General features: G+C 64.6%; 16 protein-coding genes. 9 read left to right on the forward strand and 7 right to left on the reverse strand.

Annotated elements, in window-relative coordinates; all coding sequences use genetic code 11:
* Nucleotides 1–83: 83 nt before the first annotated feature.
* Nucleotides 84–455, reverse strand: coding sequence for a BlaI/MecI/CopY family transcriptional regulator (locus PKE71_RS06720; protein ID WP_271186179.1), 372 nt, complete (start codon nucleotides 453–455; stop codon nucleotides 84–86).
* A 152-nt stretch (nucleotides 456–607) separates the two neighbouring features.
* Here PKE71_RS06720 and PKE71_RS06725 point away from each other — a divergent pair, with 152 nt between their 5' ends.
* Together PKE71_RS06725 and PKE71_RS06730 are read left to right on the forward strand one after the other, a co-directional pair.
* Nucleotides 608–952, forward strand: a complete 345-nt coding sequence (locus PKE71_RS06725) for an ArsR/SmtB family transcription factor (protein ID WP_271186180.1) — start codon at nucleotides 608–610, stop codon at nucleotides 950–952.
* 25 nt (nucleotides 953–977) lie between these two features.
* Entirely contained in the window at nucleotides 978–1,469 is a 492-nt protein-coding gene (locus tag PKE71_RS06730; RefSeq protein ID WP_271186181.1) for an SRPBCC family protein, read from the forward strand.
* 7 nt (nucleotides 1,470–1,476) lie between these two features.
* Here PKE71_RS06730 and PKE71_RS06735 read toward each other — a convergent pair whose 3' ends face one another.
* The 5 genes from PKE71_RS06735 to hppD all read right to left on the reverse strand — a co-directional run bounded on the left by PKE71_RS06735 (nucleotide 1,477) and on the right by hppD (nucleotide 5,542).
* Nucleotides 1,477–2,007: a DUF4199 domain-containing protein gene (locus PKE71_RS06735; protein ID WP_271186182.1), complete on the reverse strand. Its 531-nt coding sequence runs from the start codon at nucleotides 2,005–2,007 to the stop codon at nucleotides 1,477–1,479.
* Between the two features lie 11 nt (nucleotides 2,008–2,018).
* Complete coding sequence (locus PKE71_RS06740) at nucleotides 2,019–2,552, reverse strand: helix-turn-helix transcriptional regulator (RefSeq protein WP_271186183.1); 534 nt, start codon at nucleotides 2,550–2,552, stop codon at nucleotides 2,019–2,021.
* Nucleotides 2,553–2,602: 50 nt separating this feature from the next.
* Nucleotides 2,603–3,454 carry a hypothetical protein gene (locus tag PKE71_RS06745; protein WP_271186184.1) on the reverse strand — a complete coding sequence of 284 codons (852 nt, stop codon included), beginning with the start codon at nucleotides 3,452–3,454 and terminating at the stop codon, nucleotides 2,603–2,605.
* A gap of 237 nt (nucleotides 3,455–3,691) precedes the next feature.
* On the reverse strand, nucleotides 3,692–4,225 hold the full coding sequence (locus PKE71_RS06750) for a VOC family protein (RefSeq protein WP_271186185.1): 534 nt from the start codon (nucleotides 4,223–4,225) through the stop codon (nucleotides 3,692–3,694).
* A gap of 225 nt (nucleotides 4,226–4,450) precedes the next feature.
* Nucleotides 4,451–5,542: a 4-hydroxyphenylpyruvate dioxygenase gene (gene hppD, locus PKE71_RS06755; protein ID WP_271186186.1), complete on the reverse strand. Its 1,092-nt coding sequence runs from the start codon at nucleotides 5,540–5,542 to the stop codon at nucleotides 4,451–4,453.
* A 126-nt stretch (nucleotides 5,543–5,668) separates the two neighbouring features.
* On the opposite strand from hppD, the gene PKE71_RS06760 reads away from it, so the two are divergent.
* The 3 genes from PKE71_RS06760 to typA all read left to right on the forward strand — a co-directional run bounded on the left by PKE71_RS06760 (nucleotide 5,669) and on the right by typA (nucleotide 9,390).
* Complete coding sequence (locus PKE71_RS06760; protein ID WP_271186187.1) at nucleotides 5,669–6,154, forward strand: MarR family winged helix-turn-helix transcriptional regulator; 486 nt, start codon at nucleotides 5,669–5,671, stop codon at nucleotides 6,152–6,154.
* Nucleotides 6,155–6,280: 126 nt separating this feature from the next.
* Entirely contained in the window at nucleotides 6,281–7,465 is a 1,185-nt protein-coding gene (locus PKE71_RS06765; protein WP_271186188.1) for a hypothetical protein, read from the forward strand.
* A gap of 101 nt (nucleotides 7,466–7,566) precedes the next feature.
* Nucleotides 7,567–9,390, forward strand: coding sequence for a translational GTPase TypA (typA, locus tag PKE71_RS06770; RefSeq protein WP_271186189.1), 1,824 nt, complete (start codon nucleotides 7,567–7,569; stop codon nucleotides 9,388–9,390).
* 1,092 nt (nucleotides 9,391–10,482) lie between these two features.
* On the opposite strand, the gene PKE71_RS06775 is transcribed toward typA, so the two are convergent.
* Nucleotides 10,483–11,655, reverse strand: a complete 1,173-nt coding sequence (locus PKE71_RS06775) for an acetyl-CoA C-acyltransferase (RefSeq protein WP_271186190.1) — start codon at nucleotides 11,653–11,655, stop codon at nucleotides 10,483–10,485.
* A 361-nt stretch (nucleotides 11,656–12,016) separates the two neighbouring features.
* Between PKE71_RS06775 and PKE71_RS06780 the strand changes: the two genes are divergently transcribed.
* The 4 genes from PKE71_RS06780 to PKE71_RS06795 all read left to right on the forward strand — a co-directional run bounded on the left by PKE71_RS06780 (nucleotide 12,017) and on the right by PKE71_RS06795 (nucleotide 16,510).
* A complete protein-coding gene (locus tag PKE71_RS06780; protein ID WP_271186191.1) occupies nucleotides 12,017–13,330 on the forward strand; it encodes an acyl-CoA dehydrogenase family protein in 1,314 nt (437 codons plus the stop codon).
* A gap of 130 nt (nucleotides 13,331–13,460) precedes the next feature.
* Complete coding sequence (locus PKE71_RS06785) at nucleotides 13,461–14,930, forward strand: MFS transporter (RefSeq protein ID WP_271186192.1); 1,470 nt, start codon at nucleotides 13,461–13,463, stop codon at nucleotides 14,928–14,930.
* A 27-nt stretch (nucleotides 14,931–14,957) separates the two neighbouring features.
* A complete protein-coding gene (locus tag PKE71_RS06790) occupies nucleotides 14,958–16,112 on the forward strand; it encodes a thiolase domain-containing protein (RefSeq protein WP_271186193.1) in 1,155 nt (384 codons plus the stop codon).
* Nucleotides 16,109–16,510 (forward strand): Zn-ribbon domain-containing OB-fold protein, encoded by a 402-nt coding sequence (locus tag PKE71_RS06795; protein ID WP_373878796.1) that lies wholly within the window; start codon nucleotides 16,109–16,111, stop codon nucleotides 16,508–16,510. The genes PKE71_RS06790 and PKE71_RS06795 overlap by 4 nt, the downstream gene beginning before the upstream one ends.
* Nucleotides 16,511–16,512: the final 2 nt, after the last annotated feature.

The raw sequence follows: 16,512 nt of genomic DNA on the forward strand, positions 1-16,512 counted from the left end.
TTGCGGCCGATGAAATGGCTCTGGCTTTTGAGTGGCCGCATTTTCGAACCGCAAAACCGGTTCCCACTTTTGCTGAAAATGCTCTAACGCCGCGCAGCAGCCTTCTCGGCGATTTCCGCCTGCAGGTCGGCCCAGTCCTGCGGGTCGACATCGCATTCGCGCAGCACGACCACGCCCAGCCCGGTATCATTCGCCGGCGCATCGGCCGTCAGCAGGCGGCCGAGGGCGTGGGTGCGGGCGGTCTCGCGATTGAGGCACGGACGGTAGACGATCTCGCGCGCGGTGCGGTGCCGGTCGACGGCGCCCTTGCGGCGCAGACGCTGCAGCATGGCGAGGGTCTCGCCGGCCGGACGGCGGGTTGCAACCGACAGCTCGCCCACAGACGCACCGCCGCGGTCCCACAGGATGCGCATGGTCTTGTGTTCGTCTTCGGTGAGGGCCTGTTCGTTCGCCATCTTCGTCATCCCCTTAGCCTTCTACGCCGCGGCCCGAATTGCAACACTCGCGGCCGTTAAGGTTTTGTTTGCAATATCGGGGCCGGGCCGGGTTGACGGATGCAGGTTCGTCATATATTTCACCCATAAGCTATATAACTAAATGGTGAAATATGTCGGATCTCGACACGACGTTTACGGCTCTGGCCGATCCCACCCGGCGGGCCATTCTCGCCCGGCTCGCCAGCGGCGAAGCGACGGTGATGGAGCTCTCCGAGCCCTTCACGCTCAGCCAGCCGGCGATCTCCAAGCATCTCAAGGTTCTCGAGAAGGCCGGGCTGATTACCCGCAGCCGTGACGGGACGCGGCGTCCCTGCCGGATACAGCCCGAGACGCTGGCCCAGGCGACGCACTGGCTGGAGGAATTCCGCAAGCTCTGGGATGCCCGCTTCCGGGCTCTCGACGATCTGCTCGACGACATGAAGGCCGGCCACGAGCCCGGCCCCCGCGACCACTGATCACAAAATCTCTGGAGGAAATCCCATGTATCGACACACACTTGAGGTCGCCCCGAAAGGCGAGCGCGAGCTTGTCATGACCCGCCGTTTCGACGCGCCGAAGGCGCTGGTCTTCCGGGCGCTCACCGAGCCGCACCTGGTCAAGCGCTGGCTGCTGGGACCGGACGGCTGGATCCTGTCGGTCTGCGAGATCGACCTGCAGGTGGACGGCCTCTATCGTTATGTCTGGACCCATGCCGAGCGCGGCGAGGAGATGGGGATGGGCGGACGCTATCTCGAGATCGAGCGTCCGGACCTGATCGTGCACACCGAACGCTTCGACATGAGCTGGTATCCTGGCTCGGCCATCGTCACCACGCGATTGACCGAGGCGGCCGGTGTGACGACCTTCGAAATCACCATCACCTATGAAAGCACCGAAGCCCGCGACATCGTGGCGGCCAGCCCGATGCGGGAAGGTGCCGGGGCCAGCTATGACCGTCTGGACGGCGTTCTGGCAGGCCTGGCCACGGTCTGAGGACGTCTCAGGCGCGGCGGGGCAGGACGTTCGGATTGCGCAGGATGGCGGCCGAGACGAGGCTGACCAGCACGCCGACGGGGAAGATCTCGGTGAAGGTGACCGGCATGCGGAACCACCAGTTGGCATAGAGCGCCATGGACTGGCGCAGGCTGGCCTCGTGGGCGGCGAGCTCGCCGGCGGTGAGGCCCCGCTCGCGCTGGCCTTCGATCTGCGCGGTGATGTAGGCGTCCATGAAGGCGCCGCCGGTCATGTTGAAATAGATCTCCCAGGTGATGACGTAGAACAGGCCGGCAATGGCCGCGACGCCGAGCCCGGTCGCCAGCGCCGGCCAGAAGCGGATCACACCGCCCAGATTGACGTCACGATGGCGCTTGATCGCGACGAAGATGAAGGCGAGCGCCAGCAGCATGGTGAGATAGCCGGCCGTCTCCGAGCCGACCCCGTCGGGGCCGGCCAGGAGGGTCATGCCGATGACCATGAGAAGCGAGACGATGAGACCGGCAATGATGCCGAAGGTGAGAATGATGCGTGCCATGTGCGGCCCCTTTAATCGGATGTGCGATCGACGGGGGCAGGTTGGCGTGGCGGGCCGGATCGGTCGTCACCCATCGGGGTGATTTCGCCGTTTTCACCCGACCGGACGGTCGCGGCCACCGGGTCGCCCTGGCTCGGGATCAGGCGCAAGGCCCGCGCTTTCTCGATCGCCTGGACCCGGCTGGACACGTCCAGCTTGTCGTAAAGGCGTGCGATGTGGGTTTTCACGGTGTTGGGCGAGACGCCGAGCCGCCGGGCCATGGCCTTGTTGCCGTCCCCCATGACGAGGGCCCGCAGGACATCGTATTCCCGGCGGGTCAGGCCGAGGCTTTCCATCGCCCGGTCATTGCGTTCGAAGGGTTGCGGCGGAGCCTGACGGGTCAGCCGCACGCCCAGCCAGATGCCCAGCACGATACAGCCCGTTCCGACGATCGGCACGAAGAGTTCCACACCGATCCGGCGCGCCCAGAACCGGTATTCCAGCCACTCCAGAGCAAACACGGCCAGGGCAAGGACGACCGCGAATATCAGGATCGTGCGCCTCATGGGGATAGGATGTCCCAGCTTCGTCCCGGCGGCAATTGTGCGATAGCGCGTCAGTCGACGATGCCGTCCGTCATGCCGCCGACCTCCACGCCATGGCCCTCAAGCCCGGACATGGCTTCGCTCATGGCGCCTGCCAGGTTGGCCTCGCCGAAACCCGTTGTTTCGGCTTCAGCCTGCACCTGGATCGCGCCGGTTTCGATATCGATGACCCGCGCAAAAACCACGAAACCATCCGGGTCCTCCACGCGCGTGATCTTGAAATCCAGCATGTAGCGTGGCGGATCGACGGTTTCCGGGTCGGCGCTGCAGATCAGGCGTTGGCGCGTTCCGGCGCGGCTGGCCGGCAGGAACTCGCGGTCGATATTGAGCAGGTAGGAGATGTTCTCCTCGACCGTCCGGTGCTCGATACCGTAGTGCTCGGCCGTTTCCGTACGCACGCTTTCGCTCGATCGGAAATAGTCGCGATAGGACAGGTCCCGTTCCGGCGGTTGCAGTCCGCGATCGCGAAGGAATTGCTCGGCGGCGCTGTCCTTGACGCTCAGGTCCTGGTTATTGCCGTCCAGAATGCAGTCTTCCGGCTGGTTTTCCGTGCCGGAGATGCGGGTGAGGCGCATGCCGCGATTGACGGTGACCCCGCCGCGACCCACGGCGGTCATGTGGCTCATCAGCAGGCCCGGCGTGACCGGGTCGAAGCTGTAGACGCGCCGGGCGTCGCTGTCGGTCAGCTCCCCGGTCCAGCCATCGCCCGTGGCCGAGGGCGTCAGGACCATCTGCTGGCCGTCCCCGACCAGGCGGATGCGGTCGCAACTGTCATAGGTCAGGTGAAGCGGCCCCACGCTGCGATTGCGGGGCGACACGACAACAATGGGACCGGGGCCGGTCAGCGTGACCGTTCCGGTCACGGCTTCATAGGTTCCCTGGCACGGCAAGGCGGTTTGCGCTGCGGCTTGCGACGCTCCCAAGGCCAAGGCTGCGGCAAGGCCCGAGCAGAGGCGTGTTGCATGCTTCAGTTCAGTAAATCTAAACATATTCATAGCTTAGGCGCGCGATGCTGCGCTTGTCCAGCCTATGCCGGGTCAAAAAGAAACGCCCCGGCGCGCGGGCGCCGGGGCGTTTCGGGTGAGGGGCTGGAGAGAGCCCTAGTCCTGTTCGTGCAGCCAGGCGGCATGCTTGGGCGCGCGCTTGGTCTGGCTCCATTCCTCGATCATCGGACGGGCGACGCGCTTGAGCTCGGCCATCTGTTCCTCGGTGCCGGTATTGGCCGCCAGTTCGAGACGGTGGCCGTTCGGGTCGAAGAAGTAGATCGACTTGAAGATGCCGTGATTGACCGGGCCGAGCACGTCCAGGCCTTCGGCCTCGATATGCGCCTTGGCGGCCAGGAGGGCGTCCATGTCCTCCACCTCGAAGGCGATGTGCTGGACCCATTCCGGCGTATTGCCGTCGCGGCCCATCTCCGGCGAATTGGGCAGTTCGAAAAAGGCCAGGACATTGCCCATGCCGGCGTCCAGGAAGACGTGCATGTAGGGGTCCGGCGCCTTGGTCGAGGGAACCTCGTTCTCGGCGATGGCCAGTTTGAAATCCATGCCCATGACGCGCTGGTAGAACTCGACGGTCTCCTTGGCGTCCTTGCAGCGATAGGCAACGTGGTGGATGCGCTTGAGATTGACGCTCATGTCTGCCTCCTCATGGGGGACATGTACCTTGGGTACGTGTCCCGGGAAATTTCATCCTTCCCCTTGACGGGGAAGGAGGGCCAGCGCGCAGCGCTGGGTCGGAAGGGGTGAAACCCGGTGCTTGTCCAGGAGACACCTCGCCCCCACCCCCTCCACCGTACGTTCCGTGCGGTCCCCCTCCCCCATCAAGGGGGAGGATGAGGAATGGCTGGCGATATCTGAACCCTACGCGTTTTCCGTTTCCTTCGTTTTCAGCACGCCGCGCTTGATCTGGTCGCGCTCGATCGACTCGAACAGGGCCTTGAAATTGCCCTCGCCGAAGCCTTCGTCTTCCTTGCGCTGGATGAATTCGAAGAAGATCGGGCCGATGGCCTTCTCGCCGAAGATCTGCAGCAGCAGGCGCGGATTGCCGCCCTCGGTCGTGCCGTCGAGCAGGATGCCGCGCTTGCGGAATTCGGCGACCGGTTCGCCATGGCCCGGCAGGCGCTCGTCCAGCATGTCGTAATAGGTGTCCGGCGGCGGGGTCATGAATTCCACGCCGCACTCCTTCAGCCGGTCCCAGCATTCGATGAGATTGTCGCAGGAGAAGGCGATGTGCTGGATGCCTTCGCCCTTGTACTCGCGCAGATATTCCTCGATCTGGCCGACGCCGTCCGACTTTTCCTCGTTCAGCGGGATGCGGATCAGACCGTCCGGCGCCGTCATGGCGCGCGACAGGAGGCCGGTATACTCGCCCTTGATGTCGAAATAGCGGATCTCGCGGAAGTTGAAGAGGTCCTCGTAATATTTCGCCCAGTAGTCCATCCGGCCCTTGTAGACATTGTGGGTGAGGTGATCGATCACGTTGAAGCCGCAGCCCTTCGGGTGACGGTCGACGCCCTCGATGTATTCGAAATCGATGTCATAGATCGACTGGCCGTCCTCGAACCGGTCGATCAGGTAAACGGTGGCGCCGCCAATGCCGCGGATGGCCGGCAGGCGCAGCTCGGAGACGCGCGTTTCGGTCTCGACGGGCTGGGCACCCTTTTCCAGGGCCATGGCGTAGGCGCGCTTGGCATTCCTGACGCGAAAGCCCATGCCCGAGGCAGACGGGCCGTGCTCGGCGGCGAAGAAGGCGGCCGGGGTGCCGGGCTCGTAATTGATCAGGAAGTTGATATCGCCCTGGCGCCACAGCTCGATGTCCTTGGAGCGGTGATTGGCGATGTGGGTAAAGCCCATCGTCTTGAAGACGGGTTCGATGAGGCCGCGTTCCGGCGCCGTGAACTCGACGAACTCGAAGCCGCAAAGGCCCATCGGGTTTTCGAACAGGTCTGCCATGTTTCGTCTCCAGGGGTCGGGGTTCCGCGCCGAAGGCCTGACAGGCCGTCACGACGCCCATTGGAGCGGCACAATACGCGTTTGGTTGCTATTGCGTCAAGTTGTGATTGCAACTAAAATGACGCCATGAGCGAACCGCGATCCCTGTCTGCCGCCGCGCCGGGCGATGCCATCCAGCTGGACAGCTACTGGCCCTACCAGGTCACGGTGCTGGCCGACCTGATTTCACGGCGCACGGCCGAGATCGTGCGGCGCGAGGGCGATCTCAACCTGTCGCAATGGCGGGTTCTCGCGGCAATTGCCGAGCGGCCCGGCCGTACGGCAGTCGAGGTCGTGGCGATGACGCCGATGGACAAGGGCATTGTCAGCCGCGCCACCAAGGCGCTGCTGCTGGCCGGCCTTCTGGTGCGCGAGGCCTCGCAGGTCGATGGCCGCGTCAGCCATCTCTATCTCACGGACAAGGGCGACGCGCTCTACCAGCGCCTGCGTCCGCATGTGGAAGCGGTCGCCCAGGCGGCGAGCGCCGTGCTGGCGCCGTCCGGCCAGGCCGAGTTCTGCGCCCTCGTCAGGCAGCTGGCCGACGCCATGCCCGCCACGCCCGAAACCCGCTGACATATCTTCCGGGCTTGCCACTTTGCGGACCGCGAAACCAGTGCCCGTTTTCGCCAGAAAGCACGCTCATCAAATATCACGCACGGGCCGCCTTGCTTTGTGTATAGACAATATCTGGAGGCGCCGGTGCTGGTCAGAAACCTCGTCATCGCTGTGATGCATCTTGTCATCGCAGCGGCTCTTGCCGCTGTGGCGGCGACGTGCGTCCAGAGCATACTCGGCGAAGCACTGCACGCGGCACGGGCCGAAACCCTGCAGACCTATATCCGCATGCGCGGCGAGCGCGAGCAGGCGGTGTTCGACCGGGCGCAGACCTTCATCCTGGCCGCCGAGACCGCCTTTGTGCGCCGGCTCGAAACGCTGGGTGACGAGGAGGTCGAGGCTGAATTCGACCGCTTCTTCCCGCCCTATGGTGACGGCACCCGCCGCAGCGCGCCGGCCCTGTTCCAGGGTGTGGATCTGGATGGCGGCGACCATGCCTACGGGATCGGGGCTTTTCTGGGCGATGGCGAGGCGATGACCCTGGAAGAGCGGCGGCGCTATCTGGCCGGCCTGCATGTTGTGCGAACGGTGGGCGAGGCCTGGCTGCAGCAATTCTCCAGCCTCTATTATTTCACCCCCGACCGCCGGATGGTGATGTTTGCGCCCGGACGCGAGGACCGGCTGGAATTCTACCGCTTCGAGGCCCCGGCCGACTTCCCGCTGCAGGCGGACGAGGATCCGCGCCTGTTCTCGCGCGAAACCAATCCGGACGGCGTGATGCAGTGCACCCAGCTTTCGCGCTTCGTCTACCGCGATGCGGGCGAGCGTTCGGCGACGGCCTGCCGCAAGCCGGTTCTGAAAGGCAATGTCCTTCTGGGCGCGTTCGGAACGTCGATGATGATGAACGATCACCTCGCCCGCGCTCTGGAAGAGCCCCCGGCCGGCGGCGTCAACCTGATGCTGGGACGGGATCACCAGGTGATCGCCCGCGGCCGTCCGGCCGCGCAGGACAATACCGTGCGTGTCGATCCGGCCGCGCTGGCCGGCTATCTCGCCGACGATCCGCGGCCGCGCGGGATCGTGCGCGCCGAGGCGCTGGGGCAGATGATCGCCTTCAGCCGGGTTGCCGGCCCGGACTGGTATTTCGTATCCGTCGTGCCGCTGGCGGATATCGAGGCCTCGGTGTCCGAACGTACGCGCCAGGTCTTTCTGATCGTCTTCTTCGCCGCGCTCGTCGTGTCGGCGCTCGCCAGCCTGGTCTGGCACTACCTGCCGGCTCTGCGTCTGCCCGGCCAGACGGCGGCCCGTACCGACGCGGCCCCGGAATAACAACCGGCACTGAACAAGCCCTGCCACGGAATAAGCACTGGCCAGCCCGCGCCTCACAGCGTATGAGGGCGCGCCCTTTCACCACAGGAAAAGTAGAGCCCATGAGCGCGTCCCTCGACAAGCTGCGCAACATCGCCATCGTGGCGCACGTCGACCACGGCAAGACCACGCTGGTCGACCAATTGCTGCAACAGTCCGGTACGCTGGGCGAACGGGCCAATGTGTCCGAACGGATGATGGACTCCAACGACCTGGAAAAGGAACGCGGAATCACCATCCTGGCCAAGAATACCGCGGTGACCTGGGGGGACTGGTCGATCAATATCGTCGACACGCCCGGCCACGCCGATTTCGGCGGCGAGGTGGAGCGCGTGCTGTCGATGGTCGATGGCGTACTGCTGCTCGTCGATGCGGTCGACGGTCCGATGCCGCAGACCTCCTTCGTGACGAAGAAGGCGCTGGCGCGCGGCCTGAAGCCGATCGTGGTCGTCAACAAGGCCGACCGCCCCTCCGCCCGTCCGGACTGGGTGGTCGACCAGACCTTCGACCTGTTCGACCGGCTGGGCGCCAATGAGGACCAGCTCGACTTCCCGGTTGTCTACGCCTCCGCCCTGCAGGGCTGGGCGTCGAACGAGGCCGGCGAGACCGGCACCGACATGAAGCCGCTGTTCGAGATGATCACGGCGCACACGCCCAGGCCGGACGTCGATCCGGACGGCCCGCTGCAGCTGCAGGTCTCGGCGCTGGACTATTCCTCCTTCACCGGCGTGATCGGTATCGGCCGCGTTGCCCGCGGCCGGGTGAAGAAGAACCAGCTGGTCACCGTCGCCAAGGCCGATGGCCGCAAGGTGAAGGGCAAGATCCTGCAGATCTTCGGCTTCCACGGTCTGGAAAAGGTCGAGCGCGACAGCGCCCAGGCGGGCGATATCATCACCTTCACCGGTATCGAGGATCTGAAGATCTCCGACACGGTGTGCGATCCGGAGCATGTCGAGGCGCTGCCGCCGCTCTCGGTCGACGAGCCGACCCTGTCGATGACCTTCCAGGTCAATGACAGCCCGTTCGCCGGCCGCGAAGGCAAGTTCGTGACCTCGCGCAATATCAAGGACCGTCTCGACCGCGAGCTGATCCACAATGTGGCGCTGAAAGTCGTGCAGCAGGACGATGCCGACAAGTTCACCGTCTCCGGCCGTGGCGAACTGCACCTCTCCATCCTGATCGAGACCATGCGCCGCGAGGGCTTCGAGCTGGCCGTCGGCCGGCCGCGCGTGGTGTTGAAGGAAGAAAACGGCGAGACGCTGGAGCCCTATGAGAGCCTCACCGTCGACGTCGAGGAAGTGAACCAGGGCGCCGTCATGGAACGCCTCGGCCAGCGCAAGGCCGAGATGAAGAACATGGTGCCGGACGGTAATGGCCGGGTGCGGATCGACTATGTCGTGCCGACCCGCGGCCTGATCGGCTTCCGCTCGGAATTCCTCACCCTGACGTCCGGCTCCGGCCTGATGTTCCACACCTTCGACCATTATGGTCCGCGCAGCCAGGGCGAGCTGGGCCAGCGGCACAATGGCGCCATCGTCTCGATGATCGACGGCAAGGCGCTGGGCTTTGCCCTGTTCAACCTGCAGGAGCGCGGCAAGCTGTTCATCGGCCATGGCGTGGAAGTCTATGAAGGCATGATCATCGGCGTGAATGCCCGCGAAGAGGACATGATCGCCAACCCGACCAAGGGCAAGAAGCTGACAAACATGCGCGCCTCGGGTACGGACGAGAATATCGTCCTCACCCCGCCGGTCCGCCTGACGCTGGAATACGCGCTGGAATTCATCAATGACGACGAACTCGTCGAGGTGACCCCCCAGTCGATCCGTATCCGCAAGGTCTGGCTGAAAGAGCACGAACGCAAGAAGGCCAGCCGCGCCGGGTAGGGGCTTCACGCGCTACCCGCTCTCTCCACTTTCCCCGGCCTTGTGCCGGGGCCCGGCTGAGCCTGCGCCTGAAAGGCCACCAGACCCCGGAATAAATCCGGCGAAAGCGGTACTCTCTCTTTCTTCCCCACCTTGTGGGGAAGTGGGCCGATGCGCAGCATCGGGTCGAAGGGGCCGGCGCGTGAGCGCCGGGAGGCGGTGGAGCTCGGCATCGACATTACGCCGCTATGCGGCGCCCCTCCCCCGCTTCGCGGGTCCTCCTCCCCATGAAATGGGGAGGAAAGGCCCCCAGCACGAAACCCTCCACGGGCAGAACCCTGGAGCGATGAGAGGGGTGCGGGATGCACGGCGGACATCGTGTCCGATTTGAAGGTTTGGTGGTGATGCCCGGGGCATCCCGCACGCGGAGATTTACCCGGGTCCCTTGCGGGCCCCGTCTCGAAACCTGCAGGCACGGGCCGGTCGAGCTTTGTGCCGGTGTCCCCGCAGATGGCCACGCCGGAGCCTGATGCTGTCACCCACCAGGCGCGGACGAGCTCCGCACGCTCCCGGGCACAAGGGACTGAGCTCATGCCTCCCATCCCGGAAACCGTCTGCGAGCATACGCGCAGTTGAGCGGGCGGGGATAAGTTTCCGGCCACGGCCCCACACTCCGTCATCCTGACGAAGGTCAGGACCCAGATCGCAAAGGGAGATTTTCGCCAGGTGGGCTCGGATCGTACTGCGCCATCATGGGGGATAAGTGTGAGATCGCGGCCACCCGGCCCTATGAACTGGGCCCTGACCGAAGCCTGCGCCCGCGAAAGCGGGTGTCAGGGTGACGGTGCTTGTTGCGGCGTTCTCACTCTGTCTTCCAATTCTCTCATTTCTCCCGGACGGAAGCCTGCGCAGGCAGGCTGCAGATCCGGGATCTACCGAAGATCACTTCAAGCGACGAGTTTCCGGTAGATCCCGGCACTGCGCCCGGCCTTCGCCGGGCTTTCAGCCGGGAAAAAGCGGGGGGGGTAGGGTGATGGCCCTCCCAGACCCAGAAACAAGAAAGGGCGCGCGGGTCCGTCCCGCGCGCCTTTTTCATTTGTGCCGAAGTCGCGCCTAGAGGACTTCGAACAGGCCTGCCGCGCCCATGCCGCCGCCGACGCACATGGTGATGACGACGTATTTGGCGCCCTGGCGCTTGCCCTCGATCAGGGCGTGGCCGACCATGCGGGCGCCGGACATGCCGTAGGGGTGACCGATCGAGATCGCGCCGCCATTGACGTTCAGCTTGTCGGCCGGAATGCCCAGCTTGTCCTGGCAGTACAGCACCTGGACGGCGAAAGCCTCGTTCAGCTCCCACAGACCGATATCGTCGGCCTTGAGACCGAAGCGCTCGAGCAGTTTCGGAACGGCGAAGACCGGGCCGATACCCATCTCGTCCGGCTCGGTGCCGGCCACCGCCATGCCCATATAGCGGCCCAGCGGTGCCAGGCCGCGCTTGGCCGCCAGTTCCGCTTCCATCACCACGCAGGACGATGCGCCGTCGGAAAGCTGCGAGGCATTGCCGGCGGTGATCGTGCCGCCCTCGACGACGGGGTTCAGCCCCTGCAGGCCTTCCAGATTGGTCTCGGGGCGATTGCCCTCGTCCTTTTCGAGGAAGACTTCCTGCTGCGAGGTTTCGCCGGTGGCCTTGTCGACGACGATCTTGGTCGACTTCATCGGCACGATCTCGTCGTCGAACTTGCCGGCGGCCTGGGCAGCGGCGGTGCGCTGCTGCGACTGCAGGCCGTACTCGTCCATGCGGTCACGCGAAATGCCGTAGCGCTTGGCGACCACTTCGGCGGTCTGCAGCATCGGCATGTAGATGTCCTTGTGCATGGCGACGAGTTCCGGATCCGGCGCGACGCGCATCTCCTTGGTCTGCACCATGGAGATCGACTCGACGCCGCCGGCGACAACGATGTCCATTCGGTCGACGATGACCTGTTTGGCAGCCGTCGCGATCGTCATCAGGCCGGAGGAGCACTGGCGGTCCATCGACATGCCGGCCACGGTGACCGGCAGGCCGGCGCGCAGCGCAGCGGTGCGCCCGATCGTGTGCTGCACGCCCTGCTGCAGGGCGGCGCCGTAGACCACGTCCTGGACTTCGGCCGGATCGATCTTTGCGCGTTCGACAGCCGCGGCGATGGTGTGACCGGCCAGGGTCGGCGAAGGCGTGGCATTGAAGGCGCCGCGATAGGCCTTGCCGATCGGGGTGCGGGCGGTGGAGACGATGACGGCATCACGCATGGAGGTTCTCTCGTTCTTTGTGTGATCGGATCGGGGTTCGGATGTCCGGCGTCGACCGGCGCTGGACGGCTTGCTCGAAAACCGGGTTCGAAGACCTGGCTTGCTGATCGGCGAAGGGAGAGCGGTGCGAAATCAAAACCGGTTCCGATGCGATTGGCGGGCGAGCGACTGTCAGGGTTTTGTCATCCGGACCGGCCTCAGGCAAGAAAAAACCGGACCGTGTCTTCAAAATTGAACAGTCTTGTGTGTGTATCCGCATCCGACCTATTCAAAATCCTATAAACCGGGCGGTCTTGCCGGTTTTCAAAAAACAGGTATGCTCGTACCCAAGATACGAAAACGGATCGGCGGAGACGGTGACATGGCATGGGATTTCGAGACCGAGCCGGACTTCCAGGAGAAGCTTGACTGGATCGACAGCTTTGTGAAGCACAAGGTCGAACCGCTCGTTCATCTCGGCTTTCATCCCGCCGATGTGAAGAATCCGAAACACCGGGCCATCGTCAAACCCTTGCAGGAAGAGGTGAAGGCGAAGGGCCTTTGGGCCTGCCATCTCGGCCCGGAGCTGGGCGGCAAGGGCTATGGCCAGGTCAAGCTGGGGCTGATGAACGAGATTCTCGGCCGTTCCGCCTTCGCGCCGACCGTGTTCGGCTGCCAGGCGCCGGATACCGGCAATGCCGAGATCATTGCCCACTACGGAACCGGGGATCAGAAGGCGAAGTATCTTGAGCCGCTCCTCAACAACGAGATCGTTTCCGCCTTCTCGATGACCGAGCCGCAGGGCGGGTCCGATCCGCTCCTGTTCACCTGTTCCGCTGTCGAGGATGGCGACGAATGGGTGATCAATGGCGAAAAATGGTTCTCCACCAATGCCAGATGGTCCGAATTCCTGATCGTCATGGCGGTGACCGACCCCGATGGCGATCCTTACCGCCGCATGTCCATGTTCATCGTGCCGACGAAGACGCCCGGCGTGGAGATCGTGCGCGACGTTGCCGTCTACGGCCAGCAGGAGGGGTCGGAAGGCTATGTCCGCTACACCGATGTGCGCGTGCCGAAGGATCATCTTCTGGGCGAGCGCGGCGGCGCCTTCGTGATTTCCCAGACCCGTCTGGGCGGTGGCCGGATCCACCATGCCATGCGCACGGTGGGCGCCTGCAAGCGGGCGCTGGATCTGATGTGCCGCCGGGCGGCCAGCCGGCGCACGCGCGACGGTGTGATCGCCGACAAGCAGGCCGTGCAGATGCAGATCGCCGACAGCTATATGGAGCTGGAGCAATTCCGTCTCTATGTGCTCAAGACGGCCTGGATGATCGACAAGTACAAGGACTACAAGAAGGTCCGCAAGGACATCGCCGCCATCAAGGCGCTGATGCCGAAGGTCTATCGCGACATCGCCGGCCGCGCCCTGCACATTCACGGCTCGCTGGGCGTATCCCCGGAAATGCCGTTTGCCGCGCAGGTGATCGGCTCCTTCGTGATGGGGATCGCCGACGGTCCGACCGAGGTGCACAAGGTCACCGTGGCGCGCCAGCACATGCGCGAATACCGCAATATCTCCGATCCCATCTTCCCCGACTACTCGATCCCGCAACTCAAGGAAGCCGCGCTCGAGACGTACGGGGACATCGCCGACACGGTCCGCGAGCTCGCGGAAACGGCCGGCGCCGACTGAGTTTGCAGGGCCGGCGCTGGGCCGGCCACAACCAAGACGCCGAAAACGGCGCGTTTGAACCGGGGAGGAGGGCGACACCGATGACGGGGCCGTCAGTGTCTGTCCTTCCGCACATGTCTGTGGAGGACAAATGACCGAGACAGTTTCGCCCGCGGCGCCGCCGCCCCTGAAGTTCCAGACCAAGTTTCTCTACGGTCTGGGCTCGATGGCGTATGGTATCAAGGATTTGGCCTTCCGGGTCTTCCTTCTCTACTACTATAATTTCGTGGTGGGCGCCCCGGCCGCGCTGGTCTCTGCGGCGATCATGGTTGCGCTGGTCATCGACGCCTTCTCCGACCCGATCGTGGGACAGATCTCCGACAATCTGCGAACCAGATGGGGGCGCCGCCACCCGCTGATGTATCTGTCGGCGATCCCGGCCTCGCTGTCCTTCTTCTTCCTGTGGCTGCCGCCGGAGGGGCTCGAGGGAACAGGCCTCTTCCTCTATCTGGTGATCCTGGCCTCGGCGGTGCGCACCTTCATCACGCTCTACGAAATCCCCAGTTCGGCGCTGGCGCCGGAACTGGCAACGGATTACGACGAGCGCACCACGATTGCGGGCTATCGCTTCTTCTTCGGCTATATCGGCGGGATCGGGCTCTATGTCCTGTCGCTGGCCGTGCTGTTCCCGCCAACGCCGGAACACCCGCTGGGCATCACCAATCCGGCCGGCTATCTGCCCTTCGGCATTCTCGGCTCCGGGATCATGATCTCGACGGTGCTCCTGTCGACGCTGGGGACGCATCACCGGATCAAGTACATGCGCAAACTGCCGGCGCCGCAGCGGCGCAACCCGCTGCAGACGCTGAACCTGATGCGCCAGACCTTCTCGCATCGCGGTTTCCTGGCGATCCTGGGCTTTGGCGTGCTGAAATATACCGGGCTGGGTATCAGTTCGGCGCTGGCGCTGTATTTCGGCTCGCTGTTCTGGGCGCTGTCCTCCGGCGAGCTTGCCATCCTGGCGGCCGACGCGGCGCTGGGGGCGACGCTGGCGCTGATCCTCGCACCCCGCCTGTCCAGATCCCTGGGCAAGAAGGGCGCGGCCTTCGTGCTGGCGCTGACGGCGATCCTGTTTACCTGCGCGCCCTATGTGCTGCGTCTGCTGGGTCTGTTTTTCGAGAATGGCAGTCCGATGCTGCTGCCGGCGCTCTTCATCCTGTCGGCGATCTACACGATGTGCGGGATTTCCTCGGCGATCCTGGTGCACGCCATGATCGGCGATGTCATCGACGACAGCTCCCTGCGCACCGGCCGCCGGGCGGAGGGCCTCTTCTATGCGGCCAATTCCTTCATGCAGAAATGCTCGTCCGGGCTGGGTGTCTTCGCCGCCGGCATCATGCTGTCCGTTGTCGGAATGCCGGACGGTGCACGCCGTACCGGCGTCGAGCCGGAAGTGATCGTTCACCTCGTCCAGCTCTACATCCCTGTGATCGCCGTGCTCTACCTGACCGGGGCTTTCTTCCTGCGCTTCTACAAGATCGACCGGGCCAGCCATGAGGCGACCCTGGCCTCGATCCGGGCGAAGGAAGCCGCACAGCTGACCGAGAACACCACCTCATGACCACCGCACCGAATACCGGGAGACCCCATGTCACTGCGTAACCGCGCCTATATCGCCGGCGCGTTCGAACACCCCACCCGCCTGGCGCCGGACAAGTCGACGCCGCAACTGCATGCCGAGTGCGCGGCCGGTGCGCTGGCCGATGCCGGGCTGAGCCTGGAGGATGTGGACGGGTATTTCTGCGCCACCGACGCGCCGGGCTTCGGCCCGATCTCGATGATCGACTATCTCGGTCTCAAGGTCCGTCACACGGATTCCACCGAGATGGGCGGGTGCACCTATATCCAGCATGTGGCCCACGCCGCCGAGGCGATTGCCCTGGGCAAGTGCAGGGTGGCGCTGATCACACTGGCCGGCCGGCCGCGCTCGGAGAATGTGATGCGGTTCCGGCCGGGCGCGCCGGAAAGCGCGTTCGAGCAATTCACCGGCCTGACCAATCATACGTCCTACGGGATGTGTGCCGTGCGGCACATGCACGAGCATGGCACGACCTCGGAGCAGCTGGCCTGGATCAAGGTCGCAGCCTCGCATCATGCCCAGCACAATGAACACGCCATGCTGCCCAAGGTGGTCACGGTGGAAGAGGTGCTGGAAAGCCCGATGATCGCCGATCCGCTGCACCGGCTCGATTGCTGCGTGACGACGGATGGCGGCGGCGCGCTGGTCGTGGTGGCGCCGGAGATTGCACGCTCGCTGAAGCGTCCGCTGGTCGCCCTGCGCGGGGCCGGCGAGGCGACGAAAGGACCGTCCGGCGGGCTGGGGCTCGACCTGACGACATCCGCCGCAGCACGCTCGGGCCCGGCGGCCTTCGCCGAGGCCGGGGTGAAACCGTCCGACATCAAATACGCCTCCATCTATGACAGCTTCACCATCACCGTGCTGATCCAGCTGGAGGATCTCGGCTTCTGCGCCAAGGGCGAGGGCGGCAAATTTGTCGCCGACGGAAACCTGATCTCCGGGACCGGCAAACTGCCCTTCAATACCGATGGCGGCGGGCTGTGTTCCAACCACCCCATGTTCCGCGGCGGTATCACCAAGGTGATCGAGGCTGTGCGGCAATTGCGCGGCGAAGCGCATCCGGCCGTGCAGGTGCCCGACTGCGATCTGGCGGTCGCCACCGGCATCGGCGGGTCGCTCGGCGCGCGGCACGGCGCGGCCACAGTCATCCTGGAGCGGCAATGATGAGCGAGCGTCGATACCCCGCACCCCAGCCCAATGCGGAAACCCGGGTCTTCTGGGATGCGGCGGCTGAAGGCGTGTTGAAGATCAAGAACTGCCGCAGCTGCTTCAGGGCGCACTACTATCCGCGTGCGATCTGCCCGCATTGCGGGTCGGACAAGACCGAGTGGGTGACCAGCGAGGGCGCAGGCGAGATCTATTCGGTCTCCGTCATGCGCCGCGGCGAGGGCGCGCCCTTTGCCGTCGCCTATGTCACGCTCGACGAAGGTCCGGCCGTTCTCACCAATATCGTCGACTGCGATCCCGACAGCCTGGCCATCGGCCAGCGTGTGCGGGTCGCGTTCAAACCGAGCGAGGAGGGGGCGCCGCCCGTTCCCACGTTCACACCGAGTGGAGACTAGAC

This window comes from Maricaulis virginensis, from assembly GCF_027922185.1.
GTDB classification, from domain to species: Bacteria; Pseudomonadota; Alphaproteobacteria; order Caulobacterales; family Maricaulaceae; genus Maricaulis; species Maricaulis virginensis.

Coding starts and splice junctions, on each gene's coding strand:
- PKE71_RS06775 (WP_271186190.1), bottom strand. CDS start 11,655: ATGCGTGATGCCGTCATCGTCTCCACCGCCCGCACCCCGATCGGCAAG.
- PKE71_RS06795 (WP_373878796.1), top strand. CDS start 16,109: ATGATGAGCGAGCGTCGATACCCCGCACCCCAGCCCAATGCGGAAACC.
- PKE71_RS06780 (WP_271186191.1), top strand. CDS start 12,017: ATGGCATGGGATTTCGAGACCGAGCCGGACTTCCAGGAGAAGCTTGAC.
- PKE71_RS06740 (WP_271186183.1), bottom strand. CDS start 2,552: ATGAGGCGCACGATCCTGATATTCGCGGTCGTCCTTGCCCTGGCCGTG.
- typA (WP_271186189.1), top strand. CDS start 7,567: ATGAGCGCGTCCCTCGACAAGCTGCGCAACATCGCCATCGTGGCGCAC.
- PKE71_RS06760 (WP_271186187.1), top strand. CDS start 5,669: ATGAGCGAACCGCGATCCCTGTCTGCCGCCGCGCCGGGCGATGCCATC.
- PKE71_RS06750 (WP_271186185.1), bottom strand. CDS start 4,225: ATGAGCGTCAATCTCAAGCGCATCCACCACGTTGCCTATCGCTGCAAG.
- PKE71_RS06790 (WP_271186193.1), top strand. CDS start 14,958: ATGTCACTGCGTAACCGCGCCTATATCGCCGGCGCGTTCGAACACCCC.
- PKE71_RS06725 (WP_271186180.1), top strand. CDS start 608: ATGTCGGATCTCGACACGACGTTTACGGCTCTGGCCGATCCCACCCGG.
- PKE71_RS06735 (WP_271186182.1), bottom strand. CDS start 2,007: ATGGCACGCATCATTCTCACCTTCGGCATCATTGCCGGTCTCATCGTC.
- PKE71_RS06785 (WP_271186192.1), top strand. CDS start 13,461: ATGACCGAGACAGTTTCGCCCGCGGCGCCGCCGCCCCTGAAGTTCCAG.
- PKE71_RS06720 (WP_271186179.1), bottom strand. CDS start 455: ATGGCGAACGAACAGGCCCTCACCGAAGACGAACACAAGACCATGCGC.
- hppD (WP_271186186.1), bottom strand. CDS start 5,542: ATGGCAGACCTGTTCGAAAACCCGATGGGCCTTTGCGGCTTCGAGTTC.
- PKE71_RS06730 (WP_271186181.1), top strand. CDS start 978: ATGTATCGACACACACTTGAGGTCGCCCCGAAAGGCGAGCGCGAGCTT.